This is a genomic window from Pseudomonas sp. DP-17 (assembly GCF_022380625.1).
In the GTDB taxonomy this organism is placed as follows: Bacteria; Pseudomonadota; Gammaproteobacteria; order Pseudomonadales; family Pseudomonadaceae; genus Pseudomonas; species Pseudomonas nitroreducens_A.
Map to the genome: position 1 here is coordinate 1 of NZ_JAKSXG010000018.1, position 16884 is coordinate 16884.

Sequence of the window (16884 nt, forward strand, 5' to 3'; positions counted from 1 at the left end):
GCCATGTCGCCATGATCCATCCCGGACATATCCATGCCCGCCATGTCGCCATGATCCATCCCGGACATATCCATGCCCGCCATGCTCCCATGGTCCATGCCTCCCATCCCCATATCGTCCATGGTGATTTGTGGGCGGGGATCTAGCGCCGGCACTGGTGCACTGATTCCGTCCTTTACCGCAAGCGTGCCTCGGGCGTAGCCGGTACGGTCCATCGATTGAGCAAAGATGGTGTATGCGGCCTGGTCTGTCGGCTCGACAATGACGTCATAGGTTTCAGCAACGGCAATGCGGAACTCATCAACACTTACCGGCTGGACTGGCTGCCCATCTGCAGCCACTACTGTCATCTTCAGTCCGGGAATCCGAACATCGAAGTAGGTCATTGCAGAGGCGTTGATGAAGCGCAGTCGGACCTTTTCCCCGGGCTTGAAAATGCCAGTCCAATTGGTATCAGGTGCGTGACCATTGACGAGATAGGTGTAGGTATAACCACTTACGTCGGCGAGATCGGTTGGGCTCATCTTCATTTCAGCCCACATTTTTCGGTCGGCGACAGTTTTCGACCAACCATTCTCGCTTACATCATCAATGAAATCCCCGACCGTGCGTTTATGGAAGTTATAATAACCAGAGTCTTTCTTCAGCTTGGCAAGGACACGACTGGGATTCTCATCCGACCAGTCGCTCAGCATGACGACATAATCACGGTCGCAAGAAATTTTCTCTGGCTCTTTGGGGTCGATAATTAACGGCCCGAAAACGCCAAGCTGCTCCTGGAAGCCGGAGTGGCTATGGTACCAGTAGGTACCGTGCTGATTGACCTTGAATTTATATTCGTACATGCCATCGGGAGCGATTCCCTGGAAACTTAAACCCGGCACACCATCCATGTTGGCTGGGAGAATAATTCCATGCCAATGAATGGAGGTATCTTCCTTCAGGCGATTACGAACGCGGAGCGTAATCGTGTCACCTTCGCGCCAACGCAAAGTTGGCCCAGGAAGCGATCCATTGATGGTCATTGCTGTACGGACTGCACCGGTCAGGTTGACTGAAGTTTCACCAATGAACAGATCGAACTCGGTACCGGCAAGGACAGTCGGTTGAGTCGGACTGGCAAGGGCCCAGACGGGGGTGCGCCACAAACCGAGCCCGCCGAGAATGCCTGTCGCGGCAAGGCCCTTAACGAAAGTCCGTCTTGACGTTTTGTTCTGCATTCCGCTACGACCCTGCTAGGAAAGAGCTCTCATGAACCAATTTATGGGGCCACTTTCGAGCCATTATGAAGTGGACTTCAATTCGAGCCTGACGATCGGAGGCTCAGATGTCCTTGAAAAATTTGCCATATTTAGGCAGTCGCGATGATTACATTTCTGTAAGGATTGACCTTGCCGCTACCTGCCTGGCCTGCGGGGGAGTTTGCAGGCATGTTGCCATCACCGCAGTTAGCCGCCGGCGGGAGCCGCCCCCTTCCCACAAGCCTGCAGCGCAGATAAAACGGAAAGCACTGCCATCAACTAGTTTATGGCAATCTGCCCTACCATCCCTTTCTGGTAATGCCCTGGAACGTTGCACGCAAATTGCAGTCCCGCTGTTTTACTAAATGTCCAAACCAGTTCCTTGGTTTGACCTGGCTCAATCAAAACACTGTTGGCGTCATTGTGGTTCATGCTGGGCATGCTCATGCCATGCATGTCACCTTCCATACCTGCCATATCGTGCTCGGCGTCGTTAACTTTCATTGCCGTGAGATAGCCGCTCTTGAACATCTCCACCATTTCCTTCTGGTGCTGCACGTGCGCCGCTGCCTTGCCCAGATTGAACTCATGAAGAACCAGCCCTTCGTTTTTCAATACAAATCGAATGGTCTCGCCATTTTTTACATCTATACGAGAAGGCTCGAAGTAGAGATCCCCAATCTTAATCTCAATTGTCCGATCTGCTTTCTCCGGCGCGCTACGACTTCCAAAATCGAAATTCACTGCCTTTTCACTAGCCATCGAAACTGCAGAGAGAGCAAACAAAATCCCCGCCACCAGGAAGTTCGAAAATTTGGTATTCATAGGACACCTCTCAATAGAAGTATTAATCCCAGGCCAGCACAGTTAAGAATCATGCTCTTGGCATCAGTTCTTGAGCGGCGTACTGATTGCTAAAAAATCGGCGCCAAGGCGGCGCCGATTGGCCAAAGGAGCATTGGTAAGGCCTTAAGGGGATCGTGCCAATCGTCACACCTCGCGTGCTCAGATCGCCCAAACGAAGTACTCGCTCTAGAAGTCGTCTCCACCATAGCGCTACCTGCCTGACCGTCGGCTTATGCCAAGATTACATTTTTGTAAGGATCTGGTTGGTGGCAACCAGTAGCGGCACACTCACAGCATTGTTCAGCTATGGGTCAGAAAAATGAGACTTCTTGTCGCGGAAGACGAACCCAAGATCGGCTTGTACCTGCAGCAAGGACTGAGCGAGGCCAGCTTCAATGTCGACCTGGTCAATTCGGGTACTGAAGCGCTCCAACATGCACTCAGCGAGTCCTATGACCTGCTCATACTGGACGTGATGATGCCCGGCCTGACCGGGTGGGAAGTACTACGCATGGTGCGGGCCGCCGGTAAGGATGTTCCGGTGTTGTTCCTGACCGCACGCGACGGCGTGGATGATCGCGTCAAGGGACTTGAGTTAGGAGCAGATGATTACCTGGTCAAGCCTTTCGCATTTGCCGAGCTCCTGGCGCGTGTACGCACGCTGCTACGGCGCGCGACAACAACTCCAACCTTGGTGACCCTAAAAATTGCGAATCTCGAAGTGGACCTGCTCAAGCGCCGGGCAGTGCGAGGCGGGGTGCGCATTGACCTGACGGCAAAGGAATTCTCGCTGCTTGAGCTGTTGATGCGGAGACGCGGGGAGGTTCTGCCGAAATCGCTGATTGCCTCTCAGGTATGGGACATGAACTTTGATAGCGATACGAACGTTATCGAGGTGGCAGTACGGCGGCTGAGGGCCAAGATCGACGATGACTTCGAGCCCAAGCTGATCCATACGATTAGGGGAATGGGGTACATGCTCGAAGAGCCCGAGCAGAAATGAAGCGACTATCCCTAACTGCTCGTATGAGCCTGATGTTCATGCTTGCCGTGGTGTCCGTCCTGACCGTTGCTGGAGTGAGCTTCAGTGAGTTCAGTCGTCGGCACTTCTTGATGCAGGATCAGCAGACGATCACCGAAAAGCTCGACTCTATTCAACAAATCCTCATGTCTGCGAATGCCAATCTAGAGAGCGGTCACATTCGTTTGGAGCTTAATGCTTTACTTGGCGCTCACCATGAGCTCGAATCGATCATTACCACGACGGATGGCAATGTACTTTTCTCGAATTCAACCATTACTAATTTGCCGGCTCAATTTTCGCAGGAAAGTGCCGGCATGTGGGAGTGGGGGAATCATGGGCGGCTGTATAGGGGTATGACTGCTCGGGTTGGCCCACAGTCGGGGCCTGGCTCGGCAACCGCCGTTCTGATATTGGATGTCACCAGCCACTCTCACTTTTTCGTGACGCTAGAACGTTGGTTTTGGATAGGCTTGGCGATCAGCGCCATTGCAAGCGGCGCCTTGGGCGTCGTGGTTGTCAGAAGTGGCTTGCGACCGATACGACAAGTGACCGCAGTGGCGGCATCGATGTCAGCAAAGTCCTTGAAAGAGCGTATCCCACTGGACCCCGTACCCTCTGAACTCCAAGAGTTGGTAAGCTCTTTCAATGAGATGCTGGCTAGACTAGACGATTCGTTTGTGCGCCTCTCCAATTTTTCGGCGGATATTGCCCATGAGCTTCGCACACCCATTACAACACTACTCACGCACACCGAGGTGATCCTCGGAAAAAAGCGCAGCATCGATGACTATGAGGAAAATCTCTACTCCAATCTTGATAGTTTGCATCATATGTCAAGAATGATTGATGACATGCTCTTCTTGGCAAAGTCTGACAATGGACTTATCACTCCTGGCTCGGCCAAGATCAATCTTGAGGAGATTGTGCAGAGGCTCTTCGAGTACTACAGCCTGCTTGCAGAGGAGCGCGGTATTGAGCTTCGCCTCATTGGTTCGTCTTGTATCCAGGGCGATAGCCTGATGCTGCATCGAGCCATTTCCAACTTGCTATCGAATGCGGTTCGTTACACCCCAGCGGGTGCAACAATCGAAGTTTTTATTGAGAGTAACGCCAATACCGTGACTCTCTCGGTCGTCAATCCTGGAGAGACAATTCCTTCCGAGCACCTGAAGAAGCTCTTCGATCGCTTCTATCGTGCCGACCCCGCGCGTCGAGAGGGGGAATCGCATAATGCAGGCCTTGGCCTCGCGATTTCACGTTCAATTGTCGAGGCGCACCATGGCCGCATCTGGTGCACCTCATCAGACGGAGTGACAACATTCCACCTGGAATTTCCACATCGCCCTTGATGGTGCGATGTCCGGGCTAGCGGCGCGTCTTGTTGAGTTCAAGACACGCTACTTGAAAGCCCCGGCGGGAAAGTCCACACGGTTATTGGGTTGCCGGATAGTCGGCGATAACCTCGTCGGCGCCGTCACGGGTAAGCCCAATGATTTGGTAAGCCTGCTGGGCCTGCCCCATTTCCATGCCAGGCGAGCCGATGGGCATGCCTGGAGCCGCGATCCCAAGCAGTTCCGGACGCTTCTCCAGCTCGTGGATCTGCGCCACCGGAACATGCCCTTCGACGAATTTTCCACCGATCACCGCGGTGTGGCAGGACGATAGGCGCGGTACCACACCAAAGCGCTGCTTGACCGCGCTCATGTTCGGCTCGAGATGGTCGTTCACGCTGAAGCCATTGGCCTCCAGGTACTTGATCCAGCTCTTGCAGCAACCGCAGTTGGGGTCGCGGTAGACGTCGATAGTTGTGGCTGCCTGGGCGATGGAGGCCATGAACAGCCCGGCCAGTGCGGTCAAGCGAAGTGCCTTGTGCATGATGCTCCCCCTCTTAGTGACAGCAGCAGGAACTGCCGCCGCAGCCGCGCACCTTGCCACCTTCCGGGGCCTGGGTCGATGCTTCGACCTTGGCCGGATAACCGGCATCCTGCAGCGCGGCCATCAGTGCTTGGGCATCAGCATCCCCACTGACGCGCACCCGCCCCGCCGCGAGGTCGACCGACACCTCGGCAACCCCAGTGACTGGCGCCAATGCAGCATTTACGTGGCGGACGCACGAAGCGCAGCTCATGCCTTCTACGTGCAGATCAATACTTTTCATCGTGGTGACTCCTCAACAAGAAACCTTATTGCCCGGAACACTGGCTGAACCTGTCCGGAACGTGGAGCTATCCTCGACCTTGCCATAGTGGCAAGGTCAAGCTTCCCGAACTCAGCCATCGAGCGAGGCCTTGCGCAGGCGCACGGCATTGAAGACGACCGATGCCGAACTTACGCTCATGGCCAACGCAGCGATAATCGGGGACAGCAGGTGCCCCGTCAGGGGGTAGAACAACCCGGCGGCAAGGGGTATGCCCATAGCGTTGTAAGCAAAGGCGAAGGCGAGGTTCTGATGCATGTTGCGCACTGTCGCCATGGAGAGGTTGCGGGCGCGGAGAATGCCGAGCAGGTCGCCTTTGACCAGGGTGACCTGGGCACTGTTCATCGCGACGTCCGTACCGGTACCCATGGCAATGCCAACATCGGCACGCGCCAGGGCGGGCGCATCGTTGATGCCGTCTCCGGCCATCGCCACACGATGCCCAGCCGCCTGGAGGCTGGCAGCCAGGCGCTCCTTATCCTGTGGCTTGACCTCACCGTGTACTTCTTCAATACCCAATTGCCGGGCCACTGCCCGCGCCGTGGTCGGACCGTCGCCAGTGGCCATGATGACCCTGACGCCGGCGTCCTGGAGGTACTGCACGGCCTGCCTGGAGGTAGGCTTGATAGGGTCAGCCACCGCCAGCAAACCGGCCAGGGTACCGTCCACCGCGAGATACATGATGCTTGCACCTTCACTACGCAGTTGTTCGGCGCGTACCTGCAGGGCCTCGCAGGACACGCCAGCATCGGCCAGCAAGGCAGTGTTGCCCAGCAGCAGGCGCCGCCCATCGACCTGGCCGCGCACGCCAATCCCCGAGGCGCTCTCGAACTCATCCGTTTCACTCAACGCCAGCCCCTGGGCCCTGGCCTGGTCGACAATGGCATGGGCCAGTGGATGCTCGCTGCCCTGGTCAAGGCTGGCGGCCAGACGCAGGACCTCTTCAGCACTGAAACCGGACGCTGCCTCGACACTCTGGAAGGCCGGGCGCCCTTCGGTGAGGGTGCCGGTTTTGTCGACGATCAGCGTATCGATCTTGCGCAGGTTCTCGATGGCCGCCGCATCGCGGAACAGCACTCCACTGCCAGCAGCCTTGCCCGTAGCGACCATTACGGACATCGGGGTCGCCAGGCCGAGGGCGCAGGGGCAGGCGATGATCAGCACCGCCACGGCGTTGATCAGACCAAACACCCAACTGGGCTGCGGCCCCCAGACGCCCCATCCAATCAGGGTCAGGGCCGCGATGGCGATGACGACCATCACGAAGTAGCCGGCAATGACGTCAGCCAGGCGCTGCATCGGCGCCTTCGAGCGTTGCGCCTGCACGACCATCTGCACGATCTGCGCAAGCATGGTATCCGACCCGACCTTTTGCGCCTGCATCACCAGGCTGCCATGGGTGTTCAAGGTTGCCCCAATGAGCGTGTCGCCCACTTGCTTGAGCACCGGCAGAGGTTCGCCAGTCAGCATGGATTCATCAACGGCGCTTTCGCCCTGTACGACCAGGCCATCGACCGGGACCTTCTCGCCGGGGCGGACGCGCAACCTGTCGCCTGGGTGCACATGGCTCTGCGGGATGTCCTCTTCGCTGCCATCGGCATTGATCCGCCGGGCCGTCTTCGGTGCCAGGCCAAGTAGCGACTTGATGGCCGCCGAGGTCTGCGAGCGTGCCTTGAGTTCGAGTATCTGGCCCAGAAGGGTGAGCGAGATGATGACGGCCGCCGCCTCGAAGTAGACGCCGATGCGGCCCTCCATCATGAAGTTCGCCGGGAAGACCGCCGGCGCCAGGGTGGCCACGAGGCTATAGAGATAGGCGGCGGAAGTACCCAGGCCGATCAGCGTCCACATGTTCGGGCTACGCTGCAGTACCGAGCGCACTCCGCGCACATAGAACGGCCACCCCGCCCAGAGCACCACCGGGCTGGAGATCACCAGCTCGACCCAGTTCTGCGTGGCGCCATGGAACAGGTTCAAGGCATGCCCGCCCATGGCCAGCAACGTAACGATGACGGTCAGGGGCAAGGTCCACCAGAAGCGCCGGGAGAAATCCCGGAGCTCGGGGTTCTCCTCCTGCTCCAGTTCCGGCAGCACCGGTTCCAGGGTCATGCCGCACTTTGGGCAGGTGCCCGGACCGAGCTGGCGTATCTCGGGGTGCATTGGGCAGGTGTACCAGGTGTCACTTGCAGCCGTCGGGAGGTCGGTCGTCTCTTCCCGCACAGCGGCACCATAGACTTCCGGTGCCGCCCTGAACTTCGACAGGCAGTTTTCGCTGCAGAACCGATAGACCTTCCCGACGTACTGCAGTCGGTGGGGGCTGTCTGCTTTGACCGTCATCCCGCAGACGGGGTCCTTCACTTCGCCGGACGAGGTTTGGTTTCCGGGTAATGAGTGTGCATGTTCATGACCGTGCATGAGTCAGCCTCTTTGGTCGTCCTTGGGGGCATTGTCCGTTCCGCCATGATGACCGTGGCCGCCGTGGTGATGGCCGAACAGGTGCATCAGGGGGCACAGCAACAGGATCGCGTACGGCAATAGCAGCGAGATATGACCGTAGTGCTCACGAGCCAGGTAGAACAAGGCAATGACCAGCAACATACCCAGGGCAATGCCGGGCTTGCTGCGCCAAAAGGACGGCGGAGGCTGATGGGATGAAGGCGAAGCGTTCATAAGTATTCTCCAGGGCGAAAGTGGGGGTGCTCCGTCTTGGCCTAGGGATGCTTCCGCCCTACAGACCAAGACTGGAGCCGCGCCATGTGATTACTGGGCTGGTTTCTGGGCCGGCTGGTCCATGGAGTGCTGCATGGGCATGCCCTTCATGCCTGACTGCGGGTCCATCATGCCGGCCTGCTGATCCATCATTTGCATCATCATTCCCATCATCTTCGAGTCCATCATCTTCATATGCTGGCCCATGCCTTTGCCGGCGCAGCCGTTCTGCATCATACCCAGGCCTTCCTTCATCGCCTGCATACCGTCATGCATCGCCGCCTGACGCTCCTCCGGGGTCTTGGCGGCAGCGAGTCTGTCGTGAATAACCTGCATCTTTTGCATCTGTGTGGCCATGGCTTTCTCCTGGCCCTGAGTCGGCGCCGATGTGTTCTCGGCTTTCGTCGGAGCCTGATCGGGGTGATGTTCGTCGACGGCCACAGCAAGCAGAGGACTGCTAATCAGTAGGGTGGCGACAAGCGATTTGAGGGTGATGTGCATGGCGATCTCCAGGTGTTTCAACGGGTGAAATGAAGCGCAGCCGCGCCTGGTCGTGCAGGCACGGCAAGACTGTGCGCCCGGTGGTCCGGGTGCACGGAAGGCGGGTCAATCGTTGAAGCGGACGAAGCTCAGGCGTGCCGGCGGCCGGAGCGGCGCAGGCAGGTGCGTGGCGAGTGCGCCGAAGCGCGGAGGGATGATGGCAGGCAGGAAGAGGACCGGAAGCGTGAGCAGGAGCACCCAGAGGGCCTGGTCGAACGGAAGGTACCCCGGCGCCAGATTGAGCGCGGATGCGCTGTCGTCACAGAATTGTAGGCAGCCGCTGGCATGCAACTGGTGCGCATGCCCCTCCAGACTGACTGAGACGTCTGTATGAGCTAGTGCGGGGTCATGCTCTGCGTAGGACAGACAGCCATGGCTTGCCGCAACCCCGAACGCCAGCACCCACAGCACCAAGGCCATGCGTAGCAACGTGCGTTGATGGTTCCGGAACCAGGTCATCTGCTCAGCCCGTAGCAAAAGTAAGCTAGACACTAGCGCTGGCAGCTTTGCGACGCTTGATTCGGATCAAGCAAAGCGGCTGGCTTCGCGACTTCCAACTCAAGGGGTTCTCCGTCGGCGAGCAGCAGGGGCATCCTTGGGCATTGATTGTAGCCGTTCGGCAGCGAACTGGCCCTGACGATGAAGCTGGCTCGGCCGATCAGAAGTTGGTTTTTTGCCATGGATGCTCGTTGCCGACTCGGTCAGTGATCAAGATTGGCAAAACGGACGGGTTCTTCAGGAGGTGTCGACAATTCGCGCATGTGGAGCCGCCAGTAACCCACGTCATGCCACTTCCCGAGCTTGTAGCCAACCTGCGGAAATGTCCCGATGTGCTGGAAGCCCATTCGCTCATATAGTCCCACACTTCCCGCATTGGGTAGCGCGATACCCGCGTAGGCCGAGCTGTATCCCAGCCGGGCCAGGGACGGCAGTGAGCTGTTGGCCAATACCACAGCGACGCGCGATCTCGGCGATGTAGACAGTGACATCCACCGCCCAACGATAGGCGGCCCGCGCTCGATGCTGGCTGGCGTATGCATAACCCAGAACCTGGTCATCGTGAACTGCCACCAGATAGGGATAGGCCTCAAGCGTCGCCGTTATTCGTTGGCGCATCTCCTCAGTCGAGGGTGGTGCGTCCTCGAAGGAGATGGCGGTGTCAACCACCACAGGGGCATAGATGGCTTGGATTGCTTCGGCATCCGTTGGGCGAGCCACCCGAACTTTAATGGTCATGAACTTCCCCGCGTAGTGACTAGCGATGACCATCCAGCGGCATGGTCCCGAGATTTTTTCTGAGGTAATTAGCCGAGGATGGACAGAGAGTTTTGAATTGCGCGGTGCCAGCGATGTCGGGCGGTGCCACCTGACGCGGCGTAAGCACGTAGCCGATCCGCTCGAAGAATGCTGTCTGATTCGTGGTCAGAAGGTGTAGGGTTTCAATCCCTGCCTCGCGTGCAAGCTTTTCCACCTCGCTAACCACCAGACTTCCGAGTTCGCGTTTCCGGTGCAGAGGATCAATCAGAACAGAGCGCAGCAGTGCATCCGGCCCATACACTTCCAAGCCTGCATATCCAATGTGCTGTCCTTCCAGTTGGAAGGCATAGAAGACTTTGCCAGGAAGAGCTACGTCATCACCTGGTAGGTCCGCCTCTAGAAGCGCCTGTACGAGAAGCGGCAGGTCTGCCGACGATACAATCGACAACTGAAGAGAATTGGCCATACGTTCCTCGCCCCTCGGAGACCACCTCAGAATTGCCAAGCCTTTGGGGTAAATAGCTCAGTTAGGCCAATGTAAGAAGAGGTCGGTCCTGTCATGGACGATGTTAGTGAGAAGTCGGAAGCCGCGCCAAAGTGCCAGCATGTAATTCAATGACCGGTCTGGCAGCGAGGCCGCCAAACGAAATGGCGGGGGCGATGTAGCGCATCGCCGACTTGATGTCCTTCCAGCCTACGTAAGTCATCAGCGCCTTGATGTCCCAGCCATTGGCTGTGGCCCAGGTGGCGAAGCCGCGACGCAACGAGTGGCTGGTGTACAGCGCGGCGGGAATACCGGAGCGCTGGAGGATTTGCCGCAGCAAGGTGATCAGGCTGCCGGGATTCAGACCTTCCTCATTCAAGTGGCCCCAACGATCCAATCGGCGAAACACCGCCCCGCGGGCGATCCCCGCTGCGCTGATCCAATCGAGGTAGGCCTGCACCGGGCACAGCCGCTTCAAGGCGGGCGCATAGTGTGTGGTGCCGAGGTTGTGCCGGTCTCCCTTGCTCCAGGGCAGAAACAGCGTCATGCCGGCCCCGGCTTCAGCCTGGATGTGCTCCACCTGCAAGCGACACAGTTCGTCGCTGCGAAAGCCCCGCCAGAAGCCAATCAGCAGCAGCGCAACATCCCGTCGGCAGCGCAGATAGCCTGCCAGGTCTTCGGCCTGATACGTGCGTGCCGCCTCTTGCTCCAGCCATTGAACCGCCTGCTCCAGATGCTGCAACTGCAGCGGCGTGGCCTGCTTGGCTTGGTTTGGGTGCAGAGTGCGAATGCCTTTTAACACCTGGCGTACGGTGGGGGTCTTGGTCGGGTCGGGGAAACCCTGGCTGACATGCCACTGTGCAAGAGCGGCGAGGCGCTGCTTCAGCGTGTTGAGGCTCAGCGTGTCCGCGTAGTCCACCAGGTAGCGCACGATGGCATCGCTGGTGGCGGGCAGAAAGCCACCCCAGGTCACCTCGAAGTGTTCGATGGCGGACTGGTAGCTCCGACGGGTGTTTTCCCGCGTACCAGCCTGCAGGTAACGCTCAACATCCTTCATCGCTGACTCACGCTCGTTTCGTACCGAAAAACGGTCGGACAACGATCGAACAGGTCGCTGTCATCGAATAACCTTCCATTATTTTATCAGAAAAAGTGATCATAATTTGATCAAATGTACTTCATAATCAGTATGTAAATACGTGGTACGTAAAACGATACGAAATCGTAGGAGCGCATCATGGCTCGTGGAGGAATCAACAAGGCATTGGTTCAGAAGGCGCGGCAGGCCATTCTGGCGCGGGGGAAACACCCAAGCATCGATGCCGTACGGGTCGAGTTGGGCAATACCGGCTCGAAAACCACCATCCACCGCTATCTAAAAGAACTGGAAGAGGCCGACCACGGCCAAGGAGGAGCGCCGGCTTCGTTCACTGATCAACTGGCGAATCTGGTCGCACAGATGGCGGCGCAGTTGCAGGACGAAGCCCGTGTCGCCGTGGCCCAGGAACGTGAGCAATTGGCCCAGGAGCGCCGCGGTTACCACGAACGGATACACCAGTTGGAAGCCCAAACCCAGCAGCTTGAAGCGTCTTGCGCTGGTCTCACCGGGCAGCTACAGGTCGCGCAACAGGGATTGCAGCAGGAGCAGCAGTTACGTCAATTGGCGGACGTAGAGATGGCGCGGCTGCGGCAGGCGGAGAGCGACCAGGAAATGCGCCTTCAGGATCGCGAGGGACAGATCCGTTCGCTGGAAGAGAAGCATCAGCATGGGCGGGATGCTCTGGAGCACTATCGTCAGGCCAGCAAGGATCAGCACGAGCAGGATCAGCGTCGGCATGAATCCCAGGTACAACAACTGCAATTGGAGATGCGGCAGCTGCAGCAGACCCTGATCGTCAAGCAAGACGAACTGACCCAACTAAATCGTGACAACGCCCGCCTGCTGACCGAAGCCCGCCAGCAACAGAAGGGCATACAGGCCTTGGAGCGACGACTGGAACAGAACCAGCAATCCCTGGCGGACGAGCAGCGCACCAGGGCTCAGACCGAGCAGGCGAACAGTGTCTTGCAGGAACGCAGCGATAGGCTAGAGGGTGAAGTAATACGCCTGAGCGAAGCCAAGGACTCTCAAGGCCGGCAGGTGCAGAAACTCCAGGAACGTCTGGTCGAGGCACTTACGCAGTTGAAACTTCTTGGTTATCCACCGACCGAGTCCGGCATCACGAATCACACCTGATCCGACGCAGGCGGTCGAATGCCATCAGGCGACATGCAGAATTCGTCAGCAAGTTGGGATCGCCGGCCGCATATGCTTACAAGGACAGCTCCCATAATCGCTGCATCATCGCGCAAGATAAAAATGCAGAAAAAACATAGTATTATCGGGGAAGTGAGTGAATTTTCCCCTTATCTCGGCATGGCCCCGTGACAGGGACGCAGCCTGTGCCGACCAGCCCGGAAGCAGCGCGAGCAGCAGCCAGCCGGGATGGAGTCGGACGTGAGTCACGATGAGGATTCCTCTAGAAAACCAGCGCATGAGCGCAATCCACCCGGCAGCCTTCAGGGCCGCGGGCAGGGTTCAGGTCGAGAGAGGAATCAGGCGCAGGGAGGTCGCCAGAGGTCTGCGGGTGCCTGGCTGAGAACTACATCGGTGTACGGCGAAGGCCGCGGGGGAGTGGCGACGGGATGGGCAGCTTTCAGGACGCTGACCTGCAACAGGCTGCTGGTCTTGCATTCCTGCCCACTCTTGCAGTCCTTCTTGCCATGCTGGGTCATCTTGCCCAAATCCTGGCAGCAGTCCTGATCCATACCTGCCATCTGGCCCATGCCCATGCTTTGCATCGGGCAGGGTTCAGTTGGCGCCTCGACTCCCGCCATCCCCGTGAGAGGAAGCGTGAGGCTAAGAAGCAAGACGATTAGCAATCGAAGGCGACGGATCATGGTGGGCAGTGTATTCAGACCTTTCTGAGGCAGCAACAGAAACCCAAGCGGTGTGTATCAGTCTGTAGCCTGAATCTCTGAGGTCCGCTTTTGGCCGGTTGCTGCCCCTGGGGAGAGGCCGCTACCGACTGTGGATTCAACCGGTGAACGCAACACACTGAACCCTGTGTAATCAGGAGGAGTGTTGCAGATGAAGCAAAGGCCTCGGATCTACTACACCGAAAGCCAGAAAGCACTGATGTGGGATCGCTGGAAGGCAGGTGATTCGCTCCAACAGATCGCGCAGCTGTTCGATCGAAACCACTCTTCGATCCAGCGAATTCTTGCGGAGACAGGAGGCATCCGCCCAGCGGCGCGACGACGTTCCAGATTGTCACTGACACTGGTTGAGCGCGAAGAGATTTCGCGAGCACTTGCCGTTGGGCAGTCGATTCGGCAGATCGCGCAACGCCTGGAGCGCGCCCCATCCACCATCAGTCGCGAGATCAGCCGTAACGGTGGTCACCGCTCTTACCGTGCCAACAAGGCGGAACAGGCAGCATGGGACAGGGCTCGTCGCCCAAAGCGCTGCAAGCTTGCCCAGTCCCCGGAGTTGGCGCAGCTTGTTGCGCAGAAGCTTCAGATCCAGTGGTCGCCTGAGCAGATCGCTGGATGGTTGAAGCGTACTTACTCGGATGCGGCCTATCAGGTGTCACACGAGACCATTTATCGCAGCCTCTTCATCCAGGCCCGTGGCGCATTGAAGAAGGAATTACAGGAGCATCTGCGTCGCAGCCGTGCCATGCGCCGCTCGCGCCATCACACCCAGAAAACCGATAACCATGGCCGTATCAGCGATACGCTTTCCATCAGCGAGCGGCCGGCCATCGTTGAGGATCGTGCAGTACCAGGGCACTGGGAAGGCGATCTGTTGTGCGGCAGCAAGAACAGCCAGATTGCCACGCTGGTTGAACGCCACAGCCGTTACGTGATGCTGGTGAAAGTGGATGGAAAAGACACCGAGACAGTAGTGAATGCGCTCATCGAGAATGCTCAGAGATTGCCTCAGGAACTCTACCGATCACTGACCTGGGATCGAGGCAAGGAGATGGCCGCCCACAAGCGCTTCACCCTGGCGACGGATATCCAGGTCTACTTTTGTGACCCTCAAAATCCCTGGCAGCGAGGGACGAATGAAAACACAAACGGCCTGCTGCGGCAGTACTTCCCGAAGGGAATGGATCTCTCGCTCTACTCGCAGGATGAACTGGATGAAGTCGCTCGGCAGTTGAACGAGCGCCCCAGGAAAACTCTGGGCTACTCGACTCCTGCCGAGTGTTTTAACCAGGCTGTTGCGTCGATCGGTTGAATCCACAACCCAAAGCGGACAGAGGGATTAGTCATGGCGCCGCATCACCGAGGTCGGTCGAAAGAACCTCGTAGACCAACTCTGCTTCCCGAAACGTGGCTCGCCACTCGAGAAAGCCTGCACGCGGCTCGCAGAGCAAGCGGACAGTGCGGCCATCTTTGGAATCCCAAGTTTCTTCGACGATAGCAACATCGCCAGACGCTGGCGTCCGTTCGTTCAACCAGTCAGAGAAAACAGCCGAAGATTGGTCAACCTCCATCAGCCTTACGGTATCGCCCTTGGCGAGTGCCATGTCGTCTTCCTTGGAGTCCCTTCTCTAAATGAATTCTACGATGGCTGGAGACCGTCCGCTTCTGGCCGGTAGCTGCCGGTCGTCCCTTCGGTACATTCAAGCGCTTGCTTCAACTCTCGGCCGCCGCGTTCAGGCGTGCTTCCAGGGCAGCGCATGCCGACATCAGCTCGGCGAAGGAGGAGGGCGTCGACTCGAACATGCCGCCATCAGTCATCCTGAGATAGTCCTCTTCCAGACTTGAAAGGGCACCGCCGGTTGGTACGAGCTGCAGGTTCCCCTCTACAGCGTGTCGGTAGTCCACCACCGAGTCATCTGAAGCTTTCTCCCTGAAAAACCAGGACTTGTGCTCAGCGACTTTCCTTGCAATGTCCCGCTGGGAAATTACGTCGGCGAACTCGGCGTTGCTGGCAATCGAGACCAAGTCGTGCCAGTGGCGGGCAAACCGCTCAGATTTCAGGCGCTCTTGCACACAGTAAACATGGGCAGCCGTAGCCTTCTCCCAGAAGGTGCGCGCAACATCCATCACGACAGGGTTCGCATCGGGGAAGCTGACACCCTCCATCTCTGCCCGGGCCAGATCGCAGGTTACGATGCGACGCGCATGTGGCTCCCCGGTGGACCTGGCCCCGAACTCAAGCAGGACTCGTGGCTGGATGTAAGAGCTCGCGGGTGTGCGGGGAGGATAGTGGAGGTAGAGCTTGTCACCTTCCTGCTGCAGATCCAGTTGGATGCCGGCGTTAGCGATCGCTTCCCCAAGCAGGGGAGCGACGGCCTGCTCGATCCAAATTGGCAACTGCTTGCGTACTTCCTCAGTCCAGCGGCCGGCCTGAGTGCGGCTCTTTGGAATTTCGGTCTCCGCCGCAGGAAGCATCTGACGGACGTCGTATGTCAGATCAATATCCTCCGAGAAGCGATCGATCAGCCGATATACCTTCGACAAGGAGGTGCCGCCCTTGAAGGTGAGATGATCACCAAGCGGGGTAGAGAAAATCCTCCCCAGTGTCCACACGACGTAGATGTCCTTCTCCAGGACATAGGCTGGCCGGCCAAGCATCTGCGCCGCTGTTTCCAGAACCTCGGATTGGTCATCTGCGCTGAGTTCGAAGAAATCAGGCATTCATAGCCTCCTTACCGAGGAGTGTGGCCATCCATGAGGGCAGGGTAGAGCGGCGCGCGAGCAGCATGGCCCACTCGGAGGCAGGCAGCTTGCTATGCAGCTGCTTGATTGCCGAATAAGCGTGATGCTCACCCAACCAGGCCAGAGCACGAATTGCTTCGCCGGCGGCCGACACCCCCAGCATCCAACGAGGCGCATGCCTCACCTGAATTTCGGTTTTGCCGAGCTGCAGGGTTCGCGGCCGGCCACTCGTTAGAAACATCTCGCGAACAGGCACCTGTTGCGTTAGACCGAGTGCGTTCGCCGCTCGGGCGCCAGTCGAGGTCACAGTTTCATTGTTCCTCTCGGCGAGCGCCTGGACGATTTTCTCCGCGGCCGGCGCGCGGGTACCGAATCGACTTTTCACAGGCACCACATACGTACCGCGGCAGATGCGCAAAAGCTTCCCGGCCTTCGCCAAACGAGAGAACGCTTGGTCAATGGCAGCACGTGATCCCACACCCAGAAATTCTTTCGGTGCAAGCACGCCACCTTCCGGCAAGGTCTGGCTGCGCTCCAGGATGAGTTGAGGAAGCTTCTTCATATCGCCACCACTCGGTGATTTGATGCAATGTCATAACTCTATCAATGTTTCTGACATTTGGTCAATTTTCAACCGAATACGCCGCCATGGAGCAGCTTCTAGCACGCTCTAGGGAATATTAATTGCCTTGGTTATTCATTCGCATAATAAGCATTATGTTAAATAGCTTAGTGCGCAATATTTTAGCGTGACTTTGAATGCTCTCGAAGCACACCTCGAAGCCCGCTTGGGATCAGGCCGGGGACCAGTAGCGTGGGCTTGTCATCCAAATGCGGAATCCGCCCATGAACATCCGTGTCATCGCCCTTT

The 16884-nt window shown here is 57.9% G+C and carries 18 protein-coding genes and 1 pseudogene; 4 read left to right on the forward strand and 15 right to left on the reverse strand.

Annotation, left to right across the window (positions count from 1 at the left end):
* Both MJ122_RS27030 and MJ122_RS27035 read right to left on the reverse strand, forming a co-directional pair.
* Positions 1-1220: copper resistance system multicopper oxidase (locus MJ122_RS27030; RefSeq protein WP_239746815.1), on the reverse strand; the 1220-nt coding region annotated here is incomplete at its 3' end.
* Between the two features lie 300 nt (positions 1221-1520).
* A complete protein-coding gene (locus MJ122_RS27035; RefSeq protein ID WP_239746816.1) occupies positions 1521-2066 on the reverse strand; it encodes a plastocyanin/azurin family copper-binding protein in 546 nt (181 codons plus the stop codon).
* Positions 2067-2406: 340 nt separating this feature from the next.
* Between MJ122_RS27035 and MJ122_RS27040 the strand changes: the two genes are divergently transcribed.
* Both MJ122_RS27040 and MJ122_RS27045 read left to right on the forward strand, forming a co-directional pair.
* Entirely contained in the window at positions 2407-3090 is a 684-nt protein-coding gene (locus tag MJ122_RS27040) for a heavy metal response regulator transcription factor (RefSeq protein WP_017516956.1), read from the forward strand.
* Positions 3087-4460: a heavy metal sensor histidine kinase gene (locus MJ122_RS27045; protein WP_239746817.1), complete on the forward strand. Its 1374-nt coding sequence runs from the start codon at positions 3087-3089 to the stop codon at positions 4458-4460. The genes MJ122_RS27040 and MJ122_RS27045 overlap by 4 nt, the downstream gene beginning before the upstream one ends.
* 82 nt (positions 4461-4542) lie before the next feature.
* Here the strand turns inward: MJ122_RS27045 and MJ122_RS27050 are convergent, their stop codons facing one another.
* The 10 genes and pseudogenes from MJ122_RS27050 to MJ122_RS27095 form a co-directional block, all read right to left on the reverse strand.
* Positions 4543-4986, reverse strand: coding sequence for a DUF411 domain-containing protein (locus MJ122_RS27050; protein ID WP_239746818.1), 444 nt, complete (start codon positions 4984-4986; stop codon positions 4543-4545).
* Between the two features lie 13 nt (positions 4987-4999).
* The gene (locus MJ122_RS27055) at positions 5000-5269 is read right to left on the reverse strand and encodes a heavy-metal-associated domain-containing protein (RefSeq protein ID WP_239746819.1); all 270 of its coding nucleotides are present in this window, start codon (positions 5267-5269) and stop codon (positions 5000-5002) included.
* Between the two features lie 111 nt (positions 5270-5380).
* Positions 5381-7720, reverse strand: a complete 2340-nt coding sequence (locus MJ122_RS27060; RefSeq protein ID WP_275590851.1) for a heavy metal translocating P-type ATPase — start codon at positions 7718-7720, stop codon at positions 5381-5383.
* A gap of 3 nt (positions 7721-7723) precedes the next feature.
* Positions 7724-7975, reverse strand: a complete 252-nt coding sequence (locus MJ122_RS27065; protein ID WP_239746820.1) for a DUF2933 domain-containing protein — start codon at positions 7973-7975, stop codon at positions 7724-7726.
* A gap of 90 nt (positions 7976-8065) precedes the next feature.
* Positions 8066-8515 carry a hypothetical protein gene (locus tag MJ122_RS27070; RefSeq protein ID WP_239746821.1) on the reverse strand — a complete coding sequence of 150 codons (450 nt, stop codon included), beginning with the start codon at positions 8513-8515 and terminating at the stop codon, positions 8066-8068.
* A gap of 105 nt (positions 8516-8620) precedes the next feature.
* Entirely contained in the window at positions 8621-9013 is a 393-nt protein-coding gene (locus tag MJ122_RS27075; protein ID WP_239746822.1) for a hypothetical protein, read from the reverse strand.
* 32 nt (positions 9014-9045) lie between these two features.
* Positions 9046-9234 (reverse strand): hypothetical protein, encoded by a 189-nt coding sequence (locus MJ122_RS27080; RefSeq protein WP_239746823.1) that lies wholly within the window; start codon positions 9232-9234, stop codon positions 9046-9048.
* A 21-nt stretch (positions 9235-9255) separates the two neighbouring features.
* Positions 9256-9790 (reverse strand): annotated as a pseudogene (locus tag MJ122_RS27085) (arsinothricin resistance N-acetyltransferase ArsN1 family B).
* Between the two features lie 19 nt (positions 9791-9809).
* Positions 9810-10277 carry an arsenic resistance N-acetyltransferase ArsN2 gene (gene arsN2, locus MJ122_RS27090; RefSeq protein ID WP_239746824.1) on the reverse strand — a complete coding sequence of 156 codons (468 nt, stop codon included), beginning with the start codon at positions 10275-10277 and terminating at the stop codon, positions 9810-9812.
* Positions 10278-10380: 103 nt separating this feature from the next.
* Positions 10381-11352: a site-specific integrase gene (locus MJ122_RS27095; RefSeq protein WP_239746825.1), complete on the reverse strand. Its 972-nt coding sequence runs from the start codon at positions 11350-11352 to the stop codon at positions 10381-10383.
* 180 nt (positions 11353-11532) lie between these two features.
* On the opposite strand from MJ122_RS27095, the gene MJ122_RS27100 reads away from it, so the two are divergent.
* Both MJ122_RS27100 and MJ122_RS27110 read left to right on the forward strand, forming a co-directional pair.
* Positions 11533-12531: a DNA-binding protein gene (locus tag MJ122_RS27100; RefSeq protein WP_239746826.1), complete on the forward strand. Its 999-nt coding sequence runs from the start codon at positions 11533-11535 to the stop codon at positions 12529-12531.
* Positions 12532-13425: 894 nt separating this feature from the next.
* On the forward strand, positions 13426-14583 hold the full coding sequence (locus tag MJ122_RS27110; RefSeq protein WP_239746961.1) for an IS30 family transposase: 1158 nt from the start codon (positions 13426-13428) through the stop codon (positions 14581-14583).
* Positions 14584-14614: 31 nt separating this feature from the next.
* On the opposite strand, the gene MJ122_RS27115 is transcribed toward MJ122_RS27110, so the two are convergent.
* The 3 genes from MJ122_RS27115 to MJ122_RS27125 form a co-directional block, all read right to left on the reverse strand.
* Positions 14615-14875 carry a hypothetical protein gene (locus tag MJ122_RS27115; RefSeq protein WP_239746828.1) on the reverse strand — a complete coding sequence of 87 codons (261 nt, stop codon included), beginning with the start codon at positions 14873-14875 and terminating at the stop codon, positions 14615-14617.
* Positions 14876-14984: 109 nt separating this feature from the next.
* On the reverse strand, positions 14985-15992 hold the full coding sequence (locus tag MJ122_RS27120; RefSeq protein ID WP_239746829.1) for a nucleotidyl transferase AbiEii/AbiGii toxin family protein: 1008 nt from the start codon (positions 15990-15992) through the stop codon (positions 14985-14987).
* Complete coding sequence (locus tag MJ122_RS27125; protein WP_192225832.1) at positions 15985-16575, reverse strand: DUF6088 family protein; 591 nt, start codon at positions 16573-16575, stop codon at positions 15985-15987. The genes MJ122_RS27120 and MJ122_RS27125 overlap by 8 nt, the downstream gene beginning before the upstream one ends.
* Positions 16576-16884 lie beyond the last annotated feature (309 nt).

What these genes read in the sequence shown, in the direction of transcription:
- MJ122_RS27035 (WP_239746816.1), bottom strand. Translation starts at nt 2,066, where the DNA reads ATGAATACCAAATTTTCGAACTTCCTGGTGGCGGGGATTTTGTTTGCT.
- MJ122_RS27040 (WP_017516956.1), top strand. Translation starts at nt 2,407, where the DNA reads ATGAGACTTCTTGTCGCGGAAGACGAACCCAAGATCGGCTTGTACCTG.
- MJ122_RS27045 (WP_239746817.1), top strand. Translation starts at nt 3,087, where the DNA reads ATGAAGCGACTATCCCTAACTGCTCGTATGAGCCTGATGTTCATGCTT.
- MJ122_RS27050 (WP_239746818.1), bottom strand. Translation starts at nt 4,986, where the DNA reads ATGCACAAGGCACTTCGCTTGACCGCACTGGCCGGGCTGTTCATGGCC.
- MJ122_RS27055 (WP_239746819.1), bottom strand. Translation starts at nt 5,269, where the DNA reads ATGAAAAGTATTGATCTGCACGTAGAAGGCATGAGCTGCGCTTCGTGC.
- MJ122_RS27060 (WP_275590851.1), bottom strand. Translation starts at nt 7,720, where the DNA reads ATGCACGGTCATGAACATGCACACTCATTACCCGGAAACCAAACCTCG.
- MJ122_RS27065 (WP_239746820.1), bottom strand. Translation starts at nt 7,975, where the DNA reads ATGAACGCTTCGCCTTCATCCCATCAGCCTCCGCCGTCCTTTTGGCGC.
- MJ122_RS27070 (WP_239746821.1), bottom strand. Translation starts at nt 8,515, where the DNA reads ATGCACATCACCCTCAAATCGCTTGTCGCCACCCTACTGATTAGCAGT.
- MJ122_RS27075 (WP_239746822.1), bottom strand. Translation starts at nt 9,013, where the DNA reads ATGACCTGGTTCCGGAACCATCAACGCACGTTGCTACGCATGGCCTTG.
- MJ122_RS27080 (WP_239746823.1), bottom strand. Translation starts at nt 9,234, where the DNA reads ATGGCAAAAAACCAACTTCTGATCGGCCGAGCCAGCTTCATCGTCAGG.
- arsN2 (WP_239746824.1), bottom strand. Translation starts at nt 10,277, where the DNA reads ATGGCCAATTCTCTTCAGTTGTCGATTGTATCGTCGGCAGACCTGCCG.
- MJ122_RS27095 (WP_239746825.1), bottom strand. Translation starts at nt 11,352, where the DNA reads ATGAAGGATGTTGAGCGTTACCTGCAGGCTGGTACGCGGGAAAACACC.
- MJ122_RS27100 (WP_239746826.1), top strand. Translation starts at nt 11,533, where the DNA reads ATGGCTCGTGGAGGAATCAACAAGGCATTGGTTCAGAAGGCGCGGCAG.
- MJ122_RS27110 (WP_239746961.1), top strand. Translation starts at nt 13,426, where the DNA reads ATGAAGCAAAGGCCTCGGATCTACTACACCGAAAGCCAGAAAGCACTG.
- MJ122_RS27115 (WP_239746828.1), bottom strand. Translation starts at nt 14,875, where the DNA reads ATGGCACTCGCCAAGGGCGATACCGTAAGGCTGATGGAGGTTGACCAA.
- MJ122_RS27120 (WP_239746829.1), bottom strand. Translation starts at nt 15,992, where the DNA reads ATGCCTGATTTCTTCGAACTCAGCGCAGATGACCAATCCGAGGTTCTG.
- MJ122_RS27125 (WP_192225832.1), bottom strand. Translation starts at nt 16,575, where the DNA reads ATGAAGAAGCTTCCTCAACTCATCCTGGAGCGCAGCCAGACCTTGCCG.